General features: G+C 71.9%; 16 protein-coding genes and 3 pseudogenes. 6 read left to right on the top strand and 13 right to left on the bottom strand.

Annotated elements, in window-relative coordinates; all coding sequences use genetic code 11:
* Positions 1 to 12: 12 nt before the first annotated feature.
* From fabG to OG780_RS34530, 4 genes and pseudogenes are all read right to left on the bottom strand, one after another.
* Positions 13 to 774: a 3-oxoacyl-ACP reductase FabG gene (fabG, locus tag OG780_RS34545; RefSeq protein ID WP_151470604.1), complete on the bottom strand. Its 762-nt coding sequence runs from the start codon at positions 772 to 774 to the stop codon at positions 13 to 15.
* A gap of 204 nt (positions 775 to 978) precedes the next feature.
* Complete coding sequence (locus tag OG780_RS34540) at positions 979 to 1,362, bottom strand: DUF3037 domain-containing protein (protein ID WP_328454816.1); 384 nt, start codon at positions 1,360 to 1,362, stop codon at positions 979 to 981.
* Entirely contained in the window at positions 1,359 to 2,141 is a 783-nt protein-coding gene (locus OG780_RS34535; RefSeq protein ID WP_328454814.1) for a HipA family kinase, read from the bottom strand. Before OG780_RS34535 ends, OG780_RS34540 begins: the two co-directional genes overlap by 4 nt.
* A 124-nt stretch (positions 2,142 to 2,265) precedes the next feature.
* Positions 2,266 to 2,476, bottom strand: a pseudogene (locus tag OG780_RS34530) (site-specific integrase); the annotation flags it as partial.
* Positions 2,477 to 2,794: 318 nt separating this feature from the next.
* Here OG780_RS34530 and OG780_RS34525 point away from each other — a divergent pair.
* Positions 2,795 to 3,103 (top strand): annotated as a pseudogene (locus tag OG780_RS34525) (SDR family oxidoreductase); the annotation flags it as partial.
* Between the two features lie 198 nt (positions 3,104 to 3,301).
* On the opposite strand, the gene OG780_RS34520 reads toward OG780_RS34525, so the two are convergent.
* The 5 genes from OG780_RS34520 to OG780_RS34500 all read right to left on the bottom strand — a co-directional run bounded on the left by OG780_RS34520 (position 3,302) and on the right by OG780_RS34500 (position 9,701).
* Complete coding sequence (locus OG780_RS34520; RefSeq protein ID WP_328454812.1) at positions 3,302 to 4,534, bottom strand: amidohydrolase family protein; 1,233 nt, start codon at positions 4,532 to 4,534, stop codon at positions 3,302 to 3,304.
* A 312-nt stretch (positions 4,535 to 4,846) separates the two neighbouring features.
* Positions 4,847 to 5,794 (bottom strand): CPBP family intramembrane glutamic endopeptidase, encoded by a 948-nt coding sequence (locus OG780_RS34515; RefSeq protein ID WP_328454811.1) that lies wholly within the window; start codon positions 5,792 to 5,794, stop codon positions 4,847 to 4,849.
* 320 nt (positions 5,795 to 6,114) lie between these two features.
* Positions 6,115 to 8,682 carry an ABC transporter permease gene (locus tag OG780_RS34510; RefSeq protein ID WP_328454810.1) on the bottom strand — a complete coding sequence of 856 codons (2,568 nt, stop codon included), beginning with the start codon at positions 8,680 to 8,682 and terminating at the stop codon, positions 6,115 to 6,117.
* 3 nt (positions 8,683 to 8,685) lie between these two features.
* On the bottom strand, positions 8,686 to 9,459 hold the full coding sequence (locus tag OG780_RS34505) for an ABC transporter ATP-binding protein (protein ID WP_328454809.1): 774 nt from the start codon (positions 9,457 to 9,459) through the stop codon (positions 8,686 to 8,688).
* Complete coding sequence (locus OG780_RS34500; RefSeq protein WP_328454808.1) at positions 9,456 to 9,701, bottom strand: hypothetical protein; 246 nt, start codon at positions 9,699 to 9,701, stop codon at positions 9,456 to 9,458. Before OG780_RS34500 ends, OG780_RS34505 begins: the two co-directional genes overlap by 4 nt.
* 236 nt (positions 9,702 to 9,937) lie before the next feature.
* On the opposite strand from OG780_RS34500, the gene OG780_RS34495 reads away from it, so the two are divergent.
* Positions 9,938 to 11,212, top strand: coding sequence for a sensor histidine kinase (locus tag OG780_RS34495; RefSeq protein ID WP_328454807.1), 1,275 nt, complete (start codon positions 9,938 to 9,940; stop codon positions 11,210 to 11,212).
* 1 nt (position 11,213) lies between these two features.
* Entirely contained in the window at positions 11,214 to 11,873 is a 660-nt protein-coding gene (locus OG780_RS34490; RefSeq protein WP_328458598.1) for a response regulator transcription factor, read from the top strand.
* A gap of 57 nt (positions 11,874 to 11,930) precedes the next feature.
* Here the strand turns inward: OG780_RS34490 and OG780_RS34485 are convergent, their stop codons facing one another.
* From OG780_RS34485 to OG780_RS34475, 3 genes are read right to left on the bottom strand one after another with little or no spacing between them, the layout of a single operon-like run.
* Positions 11,931 to 12,239: an SCO4225 family membrane protein gene (locus OG780_RS34485; RefSeq protein WP_328454806.1), complete on the bottom strand. Its 309-nt coding sequence runs from the start codon at positions 12,237 to 12,239 to the stop codon at positions 11,931 to 11,933.
* Positions 12,240 to 12,276: 37 nt separating this feature from the next.
* Positions 12,277 to 12,960, bottom strand: a complete 684-nt coding sequence (locus OG780_RS34480; protein WP_328454805.1) for a response regulator transcription factor — start codon at positions 12,958 to 12,960, stop codon at positions 12,277 to 12,279.
* On the bottom strand, positions 12,957 to 15,296 hold the full coding sequence (locus tag OG780_RS34475) for a sensor histidine kinase (protein ID WP_328454804.1): 2,340 nt from the start codon (positions 15,294 to 15,296) through the stop codon (positions 12,957 to 12,959). Before OG780_RS34475 ends, OG780_RS34480 begins: the two co-directional genes overlap by 4 nt.
* 238 nt (positions 15,297 to 15,534) lie before the next feature.
* On the opposite strand from OG780_RS34475, the gene OG780_RS34470 reads away from it, so the two are divergent.
* Entirely contained in the window at positions 15,535 to 15,984 is a 450-nt protein-coding gene (locus OG780_RS34470) for a DUF5707 domain-containing protein (protein WP_328454802.1), read from the top strand.
* A gap of 77 nt (positions 15,985 to 16,061) precedes the next feature.
* Here OG780_RS34470 and OG780_RS34465 read toward each other — a convergent pair whose 3' ends face one another.
* Positions 16,062 to 16,520: a MarR family winged helix-turn-helix transcriptional regulator gene (locus OG780_RS34465; RefSeq protein ID WP_328454800.1), complete on the bottom strand. Its 459-nt coding sequence runs from the start codon at positions 16,518 to 16,520 to the stop codon at positions 16,062 to 16,064.
* A 288-nt stretch (positions 16,521 to 16,808) separates the two neighbouring features.
* On the opposite strand from OG780_RS34465, the pseudogene OG780_RS34460 reads away from it, so the two are divergent.
* Together OG780_RS34460 and OG780_RS34450 are read left to right on the top strand one after the other, a co-directional pair.
* Positions 16,809 to 17,795: pseudogene (locus tag OG780_RS34460) on the top strand (FAD-dependent oxidoreductase); the annotation flags it as partial.
* Between the two features lie 591 nt (positions 17,796 to 18,386).
* Positions 18,387 to 19,220 (top strand): alpha/beta fold hydrolase, encoded by an 834-nt coding sequence (locus OG780_RS34450; protein ID WP_328454798.1) that lies wholly within the window; start codon positions 18,387 to 18,389, stop codon positions 19,218 to 19,220.
* The last annotated feature ends 23 nt before the right edge of the window (positions 19,221 to 19,243 follow it).

The following is a 19,243-nucleotide window of genomic DNA, read 5'->3' as shown; positions in this document are numbered from 1 at the left end:
TTTCCCCTGCGTCTAGTTGAGCGGTCCGCCGGCCACGTACAGCACCTGGCCGGAGACGAATCCGGCGGCCTCGCCGGTGAAGAAGGCGATGCTGTTGGCGATGTCGTCGGGGTTGCCGACACGCTGCACGGGGATCTGGGTCGCGGCCGCGGCCTGGAAGTCGTCGAAGTCCATCCCGACGCGGGCGGCGGTGGCGGCGGTCATGTCGGTGACGATGAAGCCGGGCGCCACGGCGTTCGCGGTCACGCCGAACTTGCCGAGCTCGATGGCCAGGGTCTTGGTGAGGCCCTGGAGACCGGCCTTGGCGGTGGAGTAGTTGGCCTGGCCGCGGTTGCCCAGCGCCGAGGAGGACGACAGGTTGACGATGCGGCCGAACTTGGCCTCCACCATGTACTTCTGGACGGCCTTCGCCATCAGGAACGCACCGCGCAGGTGCACGTTCATGACGGTGTCCCAGTCGGACGCGCTCATCTTGAACAGCAGGTTGTCACGGAGGACACCCGCGTTGTTCACCAGGATGGTCGGCGCGCCGAGCTCCTCGGCGATCCGCGCGACGGCGGCCTCCACCTGGGCCTCGTCGGAGACGTCACAGCCGACCGCGAGAGCCTTGCCGCCGGCGGCGGTGATCTTCTCGACGGTGTCCTTGCACGCGGCCTCGTCGAGGTCGATCACCGCGACGGCGCGGCCCTCCGCGGCCAGTCGTACGGCGGTCGCGGCGCCGATGCCGCGCGCGGCACCGGTGACTACGGCGACGCGCTGCTCAGTGGTGGACATTGCTGGTTCTCCTCGCCCTTGGAAAAGCCGGCCCAAGCCCGGCCAAGCTGTCTCGACAACCTTGCGGCGCCTTCGGTGGTCCCGAAAGACCTGCGGCTCATACGGTACGCCCATCCGGTGAGCGACCGCTTAGTACCTTCAGCAGACGTGACGCTAGAAGCCCTGGCACCCGGTGTCAACGGCGCACCGCGCGCATGTGATCCATTACCTGACCAGGAGCTGGAGCAACCGCTCGGTCTCGGCCTCGGGATCGGCGGTCAGGCCGGTGTGCACGGGGCCCGGCTGGACCACGGTCGAACGCGGCGCGATCAGCCAGCGAAAACGCCGTCCGGCATCGTCGTGCGCCGCTTGACCGGCGGCTTCCCCTCCGGTGCAGACGCCTTCGACGGCGCGCAGCGCTGCCCGTACGCCCCGCACGTCCGCGTCCGGGTCGAGCGCGAACAGCTTGTTCTCGTCCAGATGGGTGCGGGCCGCGACGAAGGAGTGGGCGCGGCAGTACACCAGCACGCCCGCGTTGAAGCACTCTCCGCGCTCGACCCGTGGCACCACGCGCAGCAGCGCGTACTCGAAGACGTTCCGCTCGTTCACTTGTCCCCCTTCGTGCCGTCGGTGCCGTCGACGCCCTTGATCCGTTCGTGGATGACGGCGGCGCGCGCCAGCAGCGGCCGTGCGTAGGCGCGTCGCAGCGCGTCCACCGTGTCGAAGCCCGGCTCCCCGGCCAGCCAGGCCTCAGGGATCTCGGCCGTGACCTCGGCGAGCAGGTCCTCGGTGACCAGCGGGGCCAGTTCGGCGGCGGCCGAGGCGATGTCGGGGCCGAAGGGTGCGAGCGCGTGGTCGGAGATGTCGTACGGCTTGGCGGCGGAGGTCTCGGCGCCGGGCCAGTGGTGGTGCCAGATCATCGTGGCGCCGTGGTCGATGAGCCACAGATCGCCGTGCCACATCAGCAGGTTGGGGTTGCGCCAGGAGCGGTCGACGTTGTTGACCAGGGCGTCGAACCAGACGATCCGGCCGGCTTCCTCGGCGCTCACCTCGAAGGCGAGGGGGTCGAAGCCGATGGCGCGGGGCAGGAAGTCCATCCCGAGGTTCGGCCCCCCGCTCGACTTCAGCAGGTCCTGGACCTCCTGGTCCGGTTCGCCGAGTCCGAGGACCGGGTCGAGGCCGATCGTCACCAGTCCGGGCACCCGCAGGCCGAGCCGGCGGGCGAGTTCACCGCAGACGACCTCCGCGACGAGCGTCTTGCGCCCCTGTCCGGCGCCGGTGAACTTCATGACGTACGTCCCGAGGTCGTCGGCCTCGACGAGTCCCGGCAGCGAGCCGCCCTCGCGCAACGGCGTGATGTAGCGGGTCGCGGCGACCTCTTTCAGCACTTTCCCAGGCCACCAATCTCTTCAGACTTGCCATGCATGACCGACTTCGTAGGGGCTCGGCAGCGGGAATCATCCGTCGACGGGCCCGGGGAGAATCTGGGGAGTTCCGGCCGGTCTGCCAGTCTCCCCGCTCCCCGAGCAGTCCGTCGATGGCGGTGCGCCCCTTGCCGCCGGCCTCCGGCATGAAGTGAGCATAGTAACCGAGGGTGATCGCGGGGCGAGGAGTGCCCGAGCCGCCGTGCCAAGGTCACCACAGGCTCTCCCGCCTCCGGCATGATCGAGGCACAGGTGTGCCACAGCACATGGCGGCCGCCCTTCGGGGCCCTCGCCCACTGCCGCCTCAAGGCCGAGGTTGCCACTCTGCGCGAGCGTCTCAGCAGGAAGAACACTGAACTGGACGCTCTGAAGGAGTTCCAGGCCACGGTCCTGTCCCGCCTCGCAGCCCGGCGCGAGCTCATCGTCGCCGTCCGGAAGGAAGTCGAGTCCGCCCCACGCACACAACGATCCACACGCTCCCGGTCCGGTGAACCCTCGGGCCAGCGGGCCCCGCCGGCGCGTCGCTTGGCCTTGCCACTGGCGGCAGGGTCGAACGATCACGGCATGGACACCAGCACCACACCGCAGCCCAGCCCAACCCAACCCAACCCAGCAGGATCGTCGCCGTCACCGGAGCCGGCACCGGGATCGGTCGGGCCACCGCCCGGGCCTCCGCTGCCGAGGGCGCCCACGTGCTCGCCGTCGGCCGACGAACCGAACCGCTCCAGGAAACCGCCGCCGGTCACGAGCGGATCACCCCGCTGGCCGCGGACATCACCACCGCGGGAGAGCCCGAGCGCATCATCCACACCGCGCGGGAGCTGCACGGCCACTTGGACGTGCTGGTCAATAACGCCGGCATCGTGCGCAGCGGTGCCCTCGGCGCCCTCGCACCGGAGACGATCACGCCGCGGATCGCCACCAACCACTACGAACAGGCCGGGCCGACCTCCTCCGAGCGGGCCCCCAACGGCTACCGCGTCCCCGCCCCAATTCTCCGTCGCGGTACGACAGTTCGGTCGGCGGGCCGCTGCTGTGGCCTCCGCGTCCGCTCCCTGATCCGACCTCCTCGGACACGGCCGGTGGGCGCCGGCTGCCGGTCCGGGACGGACCGGCAGCACGGGTCAGTTCGCCGCGAGGCGGGTGCCCCGGCGCCAGACGGCGCGGATGTCGAGGGTGTGGTCGATGTCGGCGGTGGGGTCTCCGTCCACCAGCAGCAGGTCGGCTCGCAGTCCCTCGGCTATGCGTCCGCGGTCGTCCAGGGAGAAGCGGCGTGCCGGGGTCGCGGTCGCGGCCCGCAGCGCGTCGGCCGGTGACAGTCCGGCCTGGACCAGATACCGCAGTTCGTGGTGGACGCTGGCGCCGTGGGCGACGCCGCCGAGGAACGGTACGGGCACGGAGGCGTCGCTGCCGACCAGGAGGTCGACGCCGGCGTCGTGCAGCGCCTTGACCGTGGCCAGGACATCGTCCAGCCGGCCCTGCGGGTAGTGGCCGAAGCTGCTGCGGAGCGTGGTCAGCCAGCTGTCGTCCAGGCGCGAGGCGACCCGCTCGTCGCCGGCGGAGATCTCACCGGTGATGCCCATCATGGAGGCGTTCAGGACCACGCAGGGGACCACGAACATGCCGGACCCGGCGATGAGCTGGATGATCTCCTCGGTGTGGGGCCGGTCCATGAAGACATGGACGAGCCCGTCCACCCCTGCCTCGACCGCCATACGGGTGGCGTCCAGGGTGAGGGCGTGGGCGACGGTGAGCATCCCGTGCCGGTGCGCCTCGGCGACGCCCGCGCTCAGCGTGGCCTGATCCAGGCAGGGCAGGCCCGGGTGCCCCTCGACCGTGCCGTCGTCGACCATGAACTTGATGTAGTCCGAGCCGGACTCCACGAGCTTCGGGATGAACGCGATCGCCTCCTCGGGCGTGGTCGCGAACGGCATGACCAGGTCACTGGAGTCGTCCCGGGCCGGCCCGCCGTCACCTCCCGGGCGCTTGCCCTTGGGGAAGAGCTCGCTGGGGTGCCCGCCGGGCGGGGTGATGCCGAAGCCGGCGGACCGGACATCGGCCACCGCGTCGTTCTGCTCGATGTGCGCACGGCGTGCCTTGGTCAGAGCGCCCTGCATCTCCAGCTCGGTCGTCACACCGAACCTCAGCGCGAAAGCCAGGGCCTGCTCGGACGTGTGCGTGTGGGCGTCGAACAGGCCCGGCAGCAGGGTGCCGCCCCGGGCGTCGACGATCTCCGCCCCGGCGGGCGCCTCTCCCCCGACGGCCGTGATGGTCGGGCCGTCGAGCAGGACGGTGGTTTCGTCCCGTACCCGCTCGCCGTCGAAGACGCGTGCGTGGGTGATGGCGGTCATGGTCATCGATGTGCCTCGCTTTCGTACACGAAGACGTCGACCGCCTCCGATATGCATGCAGTAAAGCATACATTTGCTGGACCTGAAGCATATTGTTGTGTCACTGCAGTTGTTCCAGGCGCACGACAGCGAGCACGGCCGTATGAGCGACGACGCGGTACCGAACGGCGCCGGACCGGCGTTCTACGCACTGCGGGCCGGTTACCTGCGAGGCCTTCGCACGGCTGCTCGTCGCCGCACCGGCCGACGCCTGGTACACGGCGAAGTCCACAAGGCGAGTGAGTCCGATCTCGCGCGTGACGTGGACGACCGCCGCGGTCAAGCCGTCCGGCCCGGCAGTGCGGAGGCGTCGCGTGCCGGTGGGCAGCCCAGTCGGCCGCGGGTGGTGATCAGCAGGACGAGGGCCGCGGCGGTGGCGCTGAGCAGGAAGGCGTGTGCGGCGTCTTCGCGGGACAACGTGGGGAACATGCCGGACCAGGCGAGGGACATGTAGTTGTTGACGCCGCAGTGCAGCAGCATGGCCATCGGCAGGCTCTCGCCGGTGCGGTTGAACACCCATGTCATGACGAAACTGAAGGCGATCGCGCTGGCGATGAACTCCAGCGGCATGGTCCAGGACACGTGCGGCCAGTTGCCCCACTCGGTCAGGAACAGCGGGAGGTGCCAGGCGCCCCACAGCGGACCGACGACGAGGGTGCCGAGCAGCGGGCCGTAGCGGCGCTGCAGGCGGGGCATGGCGAACTCGCGCCAGCCGGGCTCCTCGGCGAGGCCGGTGGTGATCATCTGCAGGAGCAGACCGGGCAGGAACGCGGCCAGCACCACGACGGGCGGCATCGCGGGACCGCGGCCGGACAGCGCGACCGCGGTGAGGGTCAGCACGGCGGGCACCGAGAACAGGACCACGACGTACCAGCGCCAGCCGACCTTGAACTTGGTCATCCGGCCGCGCCAGGCCCGTAGTCCGCGGCGCCCTTCGGTCGCGCCGGTCACCAGGAGTGCCGACAGGATCGGGCCGAGGTAGGCGCCGGGCAGGACGCCGAAGAGCTGGCTGCCGGGGCCGCCTCCGGGGAAGGCGAAGTGCCAGACGCCCAGGCCGTTCTCGGACAGGATGTACGGCGTCCACGCGGTCCAACTCAGCAGGTAGGCCATCGAGAAGAACCAGGTCAGAGGGCGGCGGCGGATGCTGCCCCGCAGGCCGGTGCCGTCCTGGCGGCCCGTGTCGGCCGGTCGGGATTCGATACTGACGGGGTCTTGGATGCTGCTCACCGTGGTGTCCCTTCGGAAGCGGTCGGAAGCTGTCGGAGCTGTGTCGGAAGCGGGCTGGCGTGACGTGTTCAGCACACCGGTCACGCGTCCGCGGATCATTGCCGTGCGCGCCCCGAGCGGTGGCACAGCAGGCTGTACCGCCGTCGATCGGAGCCGTGGTCGCCGCCGGGCCGAGGACGGCGACCTGGTGGGTCATCGCCGGGGGCGGCCCCGCCGTACTCGCCCGAGCGCGGTGACGTCAGGCCGCAGAGGCATCCCCCGACAGGGCCGGACGTATCGCCGGACGAGCAGTCGCCGCCTCGCCGTGGACGCGAGCCGGGTCACTGGGCGCGGACGGCGTCGGCGGGTGGTGTGCGCAGCGCCTGGCGGGTGGGGAGTTCGATGGTGAGGAATGCCGTGACGGTGACGGTGAGCGCGAGGGCGGGCAGCAGCCAGGCGGGGCCCGCGGGCCAGGGGCGGCCGAGGAAGCCCTGGCCCAGGAGGGCGAGGGGCACGGCGGACAGCAGCAGGGCCGTGGTGAGCGCGGTGGCGGCGGTCACCGCTGCCTCGCGCCGCATCATCGCGCGGATCTGACGGGGTGTGGTGCCGATGAGGCGGAGCGCCCCCAGTTCGACCCGGCGCTGGGCGGTGGCGGCGACGAGTTTGTTGGCGATGCTCAGCAGGAGATAAACGAGCAGGACCACGATGACGGCCAGGTTGATCCACACCTCGGGCGGGGCGTCCCTCAGGCCGTCGCCGGACGTGGGATGCGTGTCCTCCAGTGCCAGACCCGGGTGGGACGCGGCGAAGGCTGTCAGTGCCTGGCGGGCGGTCGCCGTGCCGTCCGTGCGGACGAGGATGCTCTGGTCGAGCCCCGTCGTGGTGTGTCCGGCCGCCAGGTCGTGGGACAACACCACCGTGCCGAAGCCGAGACCACGGGCGTAGACGGCGACGACCTCGGCGTCGACCCGTGCGCCGTCCCCGAGGACGAGGCTCACCCGGTGGCCCACTTCCGCGGCGCGCGAGCGGGCGACATCGCTGCTCACGGCGATCGTGGCGCCGGTGAGACGGTCCAGGCTCCCCGCCCATACATCGAGGTCGAGGACGTCCGACGCGTCCGGGGTGAGGATCGTCGCGGAGCCGGACTCGGTCTCCGTGTCGCCGAACATCTCGTACGGCCACACCACCGTGGTCGTGCTCACCGGGGCCGCCGCCCGTACGCCGGTCGTGTCCCGTACGGCGGAGAGCGTGCCGTCGGGCAGTCCGCCCAGGCCCGGCGCGCCGAGGCGCTGCTGGGCGAGGGTGCCGGCGCGGGTCTCGTCCGCGGTGGCGGCCAGCACGGTGGTCTGGGTGAGGGTGTACGTCAGGACGAACACGACCGCCATGGCCAGGGAGCTGACGATTCCCGCGTTGCGCAGGGCGTACGCGCGGACGTTGGCCATCGCCAGCCAGGTCGGTGCGGAGACGCCGGAGCGGGTGCGCCGGGCCGCCGCGTTCCCGATGCCCCGGACGAGAGCAGGGCCGGCCAGGGCCAGGCCGATCGCGCCGAGGATGCCCGCGATGGAGGTGGCTGTCGCGCTGATGGCCGTGCGGGAGAAGAGGGGTACGACCGACATGGTGGTCGCGGCGACGATGACGAGCAGGCCGATGCGCGTCCGGGTCCGCGACGGATCGCGCGGCTCGCTGCGCGACTCGGCGACGGCCTCGGTGGCCGGCATGCGGGAGGTGCGCCAGGCCGAGCCCCGGGCCGAGACCTGTACGGCCAGGGCCATGAGGACGATCGTCGCGAGGGCGGGCAACGGGCTGACGGTCAGCGGGAGTTCGGAGGGAACGACCCCGCGGTCCGCCAGCAGTCCGCGGAACTGCCCGGCCAGCAGGTAGCCGAGCGCCACACCGGGGACGAGGGCCACGGCCGCGACGGCGGTGGACTGGGCGGCGGCGAGTCGCCGGATCTGCTTCGGAGTCGCGCCGACGGCCCGCATCAGCGCCAGGTCGCGGCGCTGCCCGGCGATCGACACGGCCAGCGCGCTCGCCATGACGAACCCGGTGATCAGCAGGATGATCCCGGCGAGCGAACCGGCGAGGAGGACCAGGAGGGAGCGGCTCGCGCCCGCGCCGGGCGACACGAGGTCCCCGCGACGCGCACCGGTGACCGTCTCCAGCCCCGTGAGCCCCGTGCCCTTCAGCTTCGTACGGACTTCGTCGGCGACCCGCTCCTCGGAGCCTGGTGCGGTGCGCAGACCGATCAGGTCGACGGTCCCGGAGCGCGAGTCGCCGTCCCGCCCGTCTCTCCCGTCCCGCCCGGACAGCCGTACGGCCGTCGTGTCGGCGAAGAAGACACCGGCGCCCGGCGCGTCGACGACCGCCGAGACGCGATGACGGGCGGTGGGCCCGGCGCCCGCGACGACCTCGACCCGGTCGCCCGCCTTCACTCCCGCCGCGGCGGCGGTGGCGCTGTCCACGGCGATCTCGCCGGAACCGGACGGCGCGCTGCCGTGGACCTGAGCACCGTCCAGCAGCTTCACCGAGGACCAGCCGTGCCCCGACGCCCGGGGATCCCCGGCCGGTACGACCTGTCCATGGGCGTCGACGAGGGCGGCGGGAAAGCCTATGTCGCCGACCGCCTCGGTGACACCCGGCAACTCGGCCAGTTCGCCGACCAGTTCGGCCGGGACCGTACGACGTTCCGGGAGCGCGATCGGCAGGTCGCCGCTCGGGTGGAACTCCTGGTCGGCCGCGACGACGACGTCCGCGCCGCCGAGACGGCCGACGGGCAGGTGGGAACGCAGGCCGGACTCGGCCAGTACGCCGGTACCGGTGATCAGGGCGGCACCGCCGAGAACCGCGCAGGCCACGGCGATCAGCGCGGTGATCCGGTGTCCGACCATCCTCAGGGCGAGACGGAACATGACTCAGACCCCTGCCAACGCGACGAGACGGCGGGCCAGTTCGGGGGCGGTCGGCTCTTCGAGGGCCTCGACCACCCGGCCGTCGGCCATCACCAGCACGTGGTGTGCCCGGGCCGCGGCGGCCGGATCATGGGTGACCATCACCACCGTCTGGTGCAGGTCGTCGACGAGGTCGCGCAGCAGGCCGAGGACCTCGTGGGCGCTGCGCAGGTCCAGCGCGCCGGTCGGCTCGTCGGCGAACACGACGGCCGGCCTGGCCACCAACGCCCGTACGACGCCGGCCCGTTGCTGCTGGCCACCGGAAAGTTCGGCCGGGCGGTGGGTGAGCCGGTCGGCAAGACCGACCCGCTCCACCAGCGTCCGCAGCCAGTCGTGGTCCGGGGTACGGCCCGCCAGTCGCAGCGGCAGCAGGATGTTGTCCGCGATGCTGAGCGAGGGGATCAGGTTGTACGACTGGAACACGAAACCGACGCGTTCCCGGCGCAGTTCGGTACGGCGGGTCTCGTTCAGGCCGCCGATCTCGTGGCCGTCGATGCGGACACTGCCCGACGTCGGGGAGTCCAGCCCCGCGGCGCAGTGCATCAGCGTGCTCTTGCCGGAGCCCGAGGGGCCCATCACCGCGAGGAACGTGCCGTGTGCCACGGTCAGCGACACCTCGTCGAGGGCGCGTACGCCTCCCGCGTACTCCTTGACGACCCGGTCCAGGGTGATGGCCGGCGCCGACGCGTCGTGTGCGGTGGCCGCCGGGCGGCGGGTCCGGGCGAAGGCGGCGTTCATCGACGGCCCCGCAGGTGGCGCACGGCGAGGGTGCCCGCGCCGAAGAGGGTGACCACACCGCAGGCCAGGTGCACCCAGGTGTCCGCTTCGGCGTAGGTGGCCACCGTGTTGGCGACCGCGCCGGCCACGACCAGGACCCAGAGCAGCGTACGGACGACCTCCCCGCCGGTGACGGCGGGCGACGACGCTTCGTGCGTGCCGTCGGCGGGGGTGGTGAGGCGGTAGGGGTCGGTGGTCGCCATGGGGCTTCTCCCGTGGTGCTGAGCGGCGGGTCCGGGGGTTCCGGCTGACGTCACCGAAGCTACGGATCGACACCCCTCCCGGCCGATCCCGCAGCCCGCCGGGTCCGAGGTACAGCAGGCTGTACCTCCGCTCCTCGGCTGACGGCGAACTGGTGGGCGTCATAGGGTCGTTCGCGAAGCGGGTGCACCTCGCGAAACGCGGCGGCGCGAAACACGGCTGAAGGGAGGGGGAACGGATGGCGGTCCAGCAGGACGCGACAGCCGGTGACGGGCGGGTGGGCCTCGGGGACACCGTCGTACGGACCACGAGTGCGGCCGGCGCAGCAATCGCACAACTCGTCTCCGGGCTCGGTACGGCCTTCCTCGCGCTGCTCGTGCTGCTCTGGCTGGCGGTCACGGCCGTGACGAGCCCGGTCGGGGTGGGACTGTTCATGGCGCCCGCGGTCCTGAGCGCGCTGCACGCCCTGGCCGGCCGGGAACGCGCCCGGCTCGGCCGCCGGGGTCCCGAGGTCATCGCCCCGGAACCTCCGCCGACACGGCTGCGGCTCGCCCTCGTCGACCCCACCACTCGACGGGAGCTGCGCTGGCTGGCCCGGCACGCCACCCTGGGGTTCCTCCTAGGGCTCCTCGGTGTCCTGCTGCCGGTCATCGCCGCGCGCGACAGTCTCTTTCCGCTGTACTGGAAGCTCTTCCCCGAGGACACGACCGCCACGTCCGTGGGGCTCGGTCACGCGCACTCCTGGCCACAGGCGCTCGCCGTGGTCATGCTGGGCGTGGGCTGGACCGCCATCATCCTGGGGCTCGGCCCCGGCATGGCCCGTTCCCAGGCCCGGCCCGGACGCCTGCTCCTCGCGGCCGGACCGGAAACGGATCTGTCGCTCCGCGTCGCCGAACTCACCGCCACCCGTGCCGCCGCCCTGGACGCCCACGCCACCGAGCTGCGCCGCATCGAGCGCTCCCTGCACGACGGCACCCAGAACCGGATCGTCTCCGTCACCGTCCTGCTCGGCGCCGCCCGCCGCATGATGGCCCGCGACCCGGCGGGCGCCGACGAACTCCTCGAACGCGCCCAGTCCGCCGCCGAGCAGGCCCTCGCGGAGCTGCGCACGGTCTCCCGGAGCATCCTGCCCCCGGTGCTGGACGACCGCGGACTGGCCGGCGCGCTCTCGGGGCTCGCCGCGAACTGCGCGGTGCCCTGCCGGATCGACGTGGCGGTACCCGAACGGTGTGCCGCCTCCGTCGAGGCGACCGCCTACTTCATCGTGGCCGAGGCTCTGACCAACATCGCCAGACACAGCGGCGCCGCAAGCGCCACCGTCACCGCGCGCAGTCGCGGCGGGCGCCTCCACCTGTGCGTCGAGGACGACGGCCGGGGCGGCGCGGACGAGGACGGCGGCTCCGGGCTCACCGGCATCCGCCGCCGGATCGCGGCGCACGACGGCACTCTCTCCCTGGCCAGCCCGCCCGGCGGCCCGACAACCCTGAAGGCGGACCTTCCCTGTGGATCGTGACATACGGATCGTGATCGCCGAGGACGACCCCTTGCTGCGCGAGGGCCTCGCTCTGCTGTTGCGTGCAGAAGGCCTCGACGTGGTGGCCACCGCGGGCACCCCGGACGAGGCGCTGGCCGCCGTCGACGAACACAAACCGGACGTGGCCATCCTCGACGTACGGATGCCGCCGACCCACACCGACGAGGGGATCGTCGCGGCGGTCGAGGCCCGGCGCCGGCAGCCCGGCCTGGCCGTTCTCGTGCTGTCCGCGTACGTCGAGCAGTCCTTCGCCACCGAGCTGCTCACCGGCGGTGTGAGCGGTCTCGGCTACCTGCTCAAGGAACGCGTCGGCCGGGTGGAGGAGTTCCTGGACGCGTTGCGGCGCGTGACGGACGGCGGTACCGCCATCGACCCCGAGGTCGTCGCCCAGCTCTTCACCCGCTCCCGCCAGGACACCCGCCTCGACCGGCTCAGCCCCCGCGAGCGGGACGTACTCGCTCTGATGGCCGAGGGGCTCGGCAACACCGCCGTCGCCGAACGGCTCGTCGTCACCGAGGGCGCCGTCCACAAACACATCCGCAGCATCTTCGCCAAACTCGACCTGTCACCGACGGACCGGTTGGACCGGCGGGTCGCCGCGGTCCTGCGGTATCTGGAGGATCCACGACGTACGGCCTGAGCACAGCGGACTCCACCACCGACCGACCTGACCGGCCGCCCCGAGCGGTTTCTGCCGTCAGGATGCCGTGTCCGGCTTGCTCCCACGGCGCAGTACACGGGCGCACCAGCCGATGATCAGGGCGTTGACCAGTGCTCCGAGAACCATGGAGAGCAGGAGCATTCCGCTGTGTTCGGGCAGGACGAGCAGTACGAGACTTGCCGGCATGGTGGCGAACAACGGGATGACGAACGCCAGGGACCCTTCCGAGCTGACCACGAGTGCCCATACGAACAGCAGGACACAGGCCGTCAGATAGATCCGTGCCGCGAGGGTGCCGAGCGCACGGCGCACGCCGCGTAGGAGGAAGAGACCTGGACGGGACATGGTGACGGGCTCCTGGACGGTGATGGCCGATGGGCTGTCAGGCGGGTGAGTGCGGCGGGTTGGGGTGGGCGAGGCCGAGGTCGTAGGCGAGGATCGTCGCCTGGACCCGGTCGCGCAGTCCGAGTTTGCGGAGCAGCGCGTTGACATGGGACTTCACCGTGCCGACGGTGATGCCGAGGTGCTCGGCGATCTCCGTGTTGGTGAGTCCGGCGGCGATCAGGCCGAGGACGCCGCGCTCACGGTCGGTCAGGGTCTTCAGCTCGCGAGCGGTGCTGCCGTCCGGGAGCCCGGTGCCCGGCCTGGACGCGTAGTGGCCGATGAGCCGGCGGGTGGCGGACGGGGCGAGGACGCTCTCGCCGGTGGCCACCACCCGGATGCCGCTCAGCAGTTCCCCGGGGTGTACGTCCTTGAGGAGGAAACCGGAGGCGCCGGCGCGCAGTGCGTCGAACACGTATGCGTCGAGGTCGAAGGTGGTCAGCACCAGGACGCGGGGTGCGTCGGGGCGGCCGGTGATGATCCGGGTGGCGGCGATGCCGTCCACTTCGGGCATGCGGACGTCCATGAGGACCACGTCGGGTGCCAGTTCCTGGGCGAGCCGTACCGCCTGGGCGCCGTCGGCGGCCTCGCCGACGACCGTCATGTCCTCCTCGGCGTCGATCACGGCGGCGAACCCCGCCCGTACGATGCCCTGGTCGTCGACGACCAGCACCCTGAGGCTCATCGTTGTTCCTCCTCGTCGTTCCGCGGCACATCCGGCGCCTCGGTCAGCGGCAGCCGGACGCGTACCGGGCCCGGCCTGCCGACGGTGACCGTCCCGCCGGCCATCGCGGTCCGCGCCGTCAGTTGTTGGTACAGGGCGGGACGCACGGTGTCCGGAAAGCCGGTCGCCGTGATCGTCAACATGGCGTCGTCCGCGTCGAGTTCCACCGCCATCGGCTGGTCGCCGCCGGCCGCGAGCACCGTTTCGCACGCATGATAGGCAGCCAGATCCACGGTGGTGGGCAGCCGTCTCGGTATCCGGTCGGTCAGCCGTATCTCCACGTCGCGGCCGGTGGCCCGGATCTGATGGCCGAGGAGGTCGAGCGCCTGGAGGGTGGGCTGAGGACGCAGCGCGGGCGTGGCCTCGCCGTCCCGGACCGTGTCGAGCAGGGCACGCATCGCGGCGAGAGCCTCGCGGGCACGTTCGGCGACCTCGGCGAGCCGGCCCGCCTCGGCCTGCGCGACCATGTCGGCGGTGCGCGCCAGCACGGTCGTCTCCAGCCCGGTGGCGATCCGGCGACGCTCCGCCCAGGCGTCCCGTACCGCCTCCTCGGTCCACGTCGCCAGGTGTTCCGTCTGCGCACTGCGGTCGGCTCGGCGGCGACGCCCGAGCAGGGTCCCGCCCCACCATGCCGCGCCGACCACCAGGGCCGCCTGGGCGCTCGCCGCCGCGGCGAGCGCCCAGAGGGGGAGGGACGCACCCCGGTGCACCAGGGCGGCGGTCGTGGCCGCAGCGTGCACCACCACGGCCATGACCGGGCCGGCCCACAGCGGCAGCCACGGGCCCGCTTCGGTGACGGACGGACCGGTGGCGGCCGCGCGGGCCGTGGCGGAGACGACCATCGCGCAGGTGGCGGCCATGCTGAGCAGTGGCGGCAGGAGCACCCAGCCGGTGTAGTCGCCCATGGACATCGCCACCGGCCAGAGCAGAACCAGACCCAGCACGACGCCCTGGGCGGCGCGGGGCGCCCGGCGCCGCCACAGCAGCGCGAGCGCCTGCCCCACGGCCAGCAGCGCGAAGAGCACCCCTGCCGATACTCCCGGACCGGTCGACGCGGATTCCGTCCCTGTGCGCAGCAGGGGAAGCAGCGGTTGCACGACGAGGCCGACGGCGGCCGTCAGCTGCGCCAGTCGGTACTGCCACGGGACCGACCGCCGCACCGAGGCGGCGGCGACCCGTCCGGGCAGGACCGCGCTCACCTCCCACCCCCCCTCCGCCGTCGGGCCGCTGGTCAGGGTGCCGCCCACCTCCCGCGCCCGCGACCGAAGAAAGCCCTGGCCGCGCCCCGAGCCGAGATCGGCGCCGTGCGCCGGCGACCCGGCCGGCGGTGCGGCGCTGGTGACGACGACCTCCGTGCGGGCGTCGCCGTACCGGCACGTCACGGTGGTGAACGCACCGGGCGCGTGCCGCGCCACATTGGTCAGCGCCTCGCGCACGATGCCGTACGCCGCGTCCGCGACGGCACCGTCCGGCAGTGCGTCGATCTCGCACTCCACGCGCCGGCCCAGCTGGGAGAACCCGGAGACCAGACCCAGCAACCGCTCCCTCGGCGACGGCTGCTGTTCCCGTGAGGGCGCCGGCGCCCGTACCGCGCCGAGCGCGCGGGTGACCTCACGGCCTGTCTCGGCGGCGAACCCGAGGGCTTCGTCGACCAGTTCGGGACGACGGTCGCGCAGCCCGAGCGCCGCACCCGCCGTGACGACCACGGCCGTCAGATGGTGGGCGCTGACGTCGTGCAACTCCCTTTCCATCCGCCGCCGTTCGGCTGCCGGAAGCCGGTGCCGCTCAAGCTCGGCCCGCTTCAGCCGCTGCTCGGCGGCCTGCCGTGTGCGCAGGTTCCGTCGTACCAGGATTCCGGCGGCGGACGCGGCGGCGTACAGCACGGCCGTCAGAACGACGTCGAGTCCGTTGCGGTCGCTGAGCCCGTGCAGGCTGATGCTGTACAGGGACTGCCAGCAGGAGAGTGCCATCACGCACAACAGGGCGGTGAAGGTGTCGCGTTCGCCGGCCACCGTGAACAGGGCCAGGGCCACACCCGCCGTCCCCAGCACGGCCATGGCCCCGGTGGGCAAGGGGCCGGAGCCCAGGGCACAGGACGCGGCGACCACGACGAGGGCGATCACCGGTTTCGAACGGCGCAGGGAGAGCGCGGCCGTCACCAGCCCGGCGACGAGGGCCGCCACGAAAAGGGCGGATCCCGCCGGAACGCTCCCGCGGATCAGGTCCGCCCCCGGCCACACCGTGGCCTGGGCGCCGAGCAGCACGAGGGGCAGCAGCCGGTCATCGGTTCTCTTCATAAGAGATCGAGGTTATGGCCGCAGGTGAGCGGCTGTCCTCGGACTTGAGGCGGACAGCGTTCTCTTACCTGGGGTGCAGACGTTGCACCCGTGGTTCGACACGGCAATCGTCCCGCGGCGTGAGGATCACGCCATGTCCCCGGCCATAGGCTCGATCACATCGGGAAAGCAGCCGGCCACCGGTTCTTCTGCGCCTTCCCGTCCATCGAAACTCCACTCGCCATCAAGGGGATCCACCATGTCCAAGCGCGTTCTCGTCTCGTCCGTCATCGGCGCCGTCGCCCTCGGTGCCATCGCCGTCGGCGGCTTCGCCATGGCCTCCACCGCCACGCGGCCGACCGTGGAGAACGGTTCCGCCGGTTACGTCGCTCCGTCCCGGCAGAGCGCGGGGAAGCTCTCGTACACCGCGGACGTGAGCGACGACTCAGGTGTCCGCGAGCTCAGGGTCATCGCGTGGCCGGTGAGTTCCGAGCTCGACCCGACCGAGTCGGAGCTGCGGTACGTGGACAGGGCCAAGTGCCGCAGCATCTCGGAGGAGACGTCCCGTTGCACCTACACCCTGAAGGTGACGCAGCGGGACGCGGCCGACCTCACGGAAGGCCCCTGGCAGGTGTCGGTGCTGGCGACGGCGAAGGACGGCGACACGAAATTCGTGCCCCACGCGGCCACGGTCGACGTCACCCGCTGACCCGCCACCAGGGCCGGATTCCTCCCGGAGGGAGGCCGGCCCCGGTCACGCCGCCCGTGCATCGTCGCGGCGGTGACTCAGCCCCGCTCGCGTCTGCGCAGGGCGGCGGCCTCCTCCGCGTACTTGACGAGCAGGCGGGCGAGCTGGAGGCGTTCGTCCGCGGGCCAGTCCCGGGTGATGTGCTCGAACGCCTGGCGCTGTTCCGCCGCGAACCGGCCGCGCAGCGCCTCGCCTTCCGGGGTCAGTTTCAGCATGGTGCGCCTGCCGTCCTGCTGGGACGCCTCCCGCCTCAGGTACCCGTGCTGGATGCAGTCGGACACCATGCGGCTGGCGACCGACTGGTCCGCTCCGAGTTCCTCGGCGACCGCGCCCACGGTCGTCTCGCCCGTCCGCTCGGCGACGACGTTGAGCACCAGGTTGCGGGAGAGGTCCTTGCCGGAGGACGGGGCACGTCGTCTGAGCCGCGAGAACGCCGGCCCGACGCTGTCGAGGACCGCGTCGTCGTCCTGGTGTCCGTGCTCACTTCTATCTGCCATGGCACAACTGTAACGGCACAAGAATATGTAGAGCATATAGCAAATGCATGCTCTACTACATATAACGGTCTCGAGGTGCCACCGCCTGCCTGCCGCCGGTGAGCAAAGACCCCATTGCCACATCGGCCACACGCTCGGCATCCGCGCGGCCTGGCGCCCGGGGCACCTGCCGCCGGGCCGTGTGACCTGCGGGGCCCGCCCTGGCCGGGACCCACCTGCCGCCAACCCGGCAGCACGCCGCTCCACCGCCCGTCCGCCCCGTGCACACCACCGAACCGGAGTGATCCCATGACCAGCAGGCACACCCCTCGCATCGCCGTCATCGGTGCCGGACCGGCGGGACTGGTCTGCGCCCGTGTCCTGCAGCGCCACGGCATCGAGGTCACCGTGTACGAGTCGGACACCGCGGCCGATGTCCGCGAGCGGGGCGGCATCGTCGACCTGCACGCGGACCTCGGTCAGCGGGCCCTGCGCGAAGCCGGTCTGACGGCCGAACTCCACGCCGCCGCAAGTCCCTCGGAACCGGGCAGGCGCATGTTCACCCCGCAGGGCCAACTCGTCGTCGACGACGAGTTCGACGGGCCCGGCGAGGACGAGGGCGCGCCCTCCGTGATCGACAGGGACCGGCTCCACGCACTGCTGGCCGCCTCCCTGGAACCGGGCACCGTCCGCTGGGGCCACCGGCTCCTCTCGGCCACCCCCGACGGCAACGGCACCCACCGGCTCGAATTCGACGACGGCTCCGCGGCCGAGACCGATCTGGTCATCGGCGCCGACGGAACCTGGTCCACGATCCGCCCCCTGGTCAGCGCCGCCACTCCCGCCCATGCCGGGGTCACGTTCGTCGAGGCGTGGTTCCACGATGTGGACCGTGACCATCCGGCGGTGGCCCAACTCGTCGGCTCCGGCCAGATGTTCGCCACGGGCGACGGCAAGGGCCTGATCGGGCGGCGCGACGGCGAGCACATCCGCGCCCGCATCGTCCTGTGCGACGAGCCCGGCCGGCGGCGCGCCACCGACATCGCCCCAGCCGGCACCGCGGCCGTCCGCGCCGAACTGCTCAAGCGGTTCGCCGGCTACCACGAAAGGCTGCGCGTGCTGATCACGGACAACGACGGCCCGTACACCCACCGGCCCGTGCACGTCCTCCCGCAGCCCCACACCTGGCCGCACACCCCCGGCGTCACCCTGCTCGGCGACGCCGCCCACCCGGGGTCCCCGTTCCGTGGCGACGGCACCGGCCACGCCATGCTCGACGGCGCCGAACTCGCCCTCCTTCTGGCCCGCCCCGACGGCCCCGGCCGGGCCGTCGCCGCCTACGAGACCACCATGCGGGCACGGAGGGCGATGAACCGCGACGGCGACGCGACGCCCGCCCGGATCTTCCGAAGGACCAGCCGCGACCGCTCCGCCCTGGCCGACTTCGACACGGCCGGGTACGAGCCCGGCCGCCACGGGGACGGTCTTCGGACCGTACAGGTGAACCGAACCCGTCCTCCGCTCGTCGGGCTCGACGGAGGCCGCGGTACCGCGGCCGCCGCCAGGCCGCCGCCGGACTGGAGGACAAGGTCAAGGCCCTCGTCTACATCGAGCCGGACAAGTTCCACCAGCAGTTCGCCGCGGACGTACCGGCGGACAAGGCGCGGCTCATGGCCACCGGGCAGTGGCCGCCCAGCGCTTCATGTCGCACCGGACGCACGCGCACACGACCGAGATCGGCGCGTCACACGCGGTGCCCGTCTCCCGCCCCGACGCCGTGACCCGCATCGTCGAGAAGGCGGCCCGCACGGTCCGCTGACCGCACCCGGCTCCGCCTCCCCGCACCGCAGCCCACACCACAACCCATACCGAAAGGCAGCAACCACCATGCCGTTCATCACCGTCGGCCAGGAGAACTCCACCAGCATCGACCTCTACTACGAGGACCACGGCACCGGACAGCCGGTCGTGCTCATCCACGGCTACCCGCTCGACGGCCACTCCTGGGAGAAGCAGTCCGCCGCCCTGCTGAAGGCCGGCTACCGCGTCATCACCTACGACCGGCGCGGCTTCGGCCGCTCCAGCCAGCCCACCACCGGCTACGACTACGACACCTTCGCCGCCGACCTCGACACCGTCCTGACCACCCTCGACCTCACCGAAGCCGTCCTCGTCGGCTTCTCCATGGGCACCGGCGAAGTAGGCCGCTACCTGGGCACCTACGGCTCCACCCGGATCGCCAAGGCCGCCTTCCTCGCCTCCCTGGAACCCTTCCTGCTCAAGACCGACGACAACCCCGGCGGCGTCGACGGCAGCGTCTTCAAGGACATCGAGCAGGCCGTCACCGCCGACCGCTACGCCTACTTCACCGCGTTCTACGAGAACTTCTACAACCTCGACGAGAACCTCGGCACCCGCATCAGCGAGGAGGTCGTGCGGGCCGGCTGGAACACCGCCGCCGGCGCCTCCTGGTACGCGTCCCTGGCCTGCGTCGCCACCTGGAGCACCGACTTCCGCGCCGACATCCCCAAGATCGACGTACCCGCACTGATCCTGCACGGCACCGCCGACCGCATCCTGCCCATCGAGGCCACCGCCGAGCCGTTCCACAAGGCACTCCCCCAGGCCGACTACGTCGTCATCGACGGCGCTCCGCACGGCCTGCTGTGGACCCACGCCCAGGAAGTCACCGACGCCCTGCTCACCTTCCTGGCCAAGTGACCGGCTCCCGGCGGTCTTCCGCC

Origin of the sequence: Streptomyces sp. NBC_00386 (assembly GCF_036063235.1) — a bacterium.
Lineage (GTDB): Bacteria > Actinomycetota > Actinomycetes > Streptomycetales > Streptomycetaceae > Streptomyces.
This window is presented reverse-complemented; position numbering and strand designations above follow the sequence as displayed.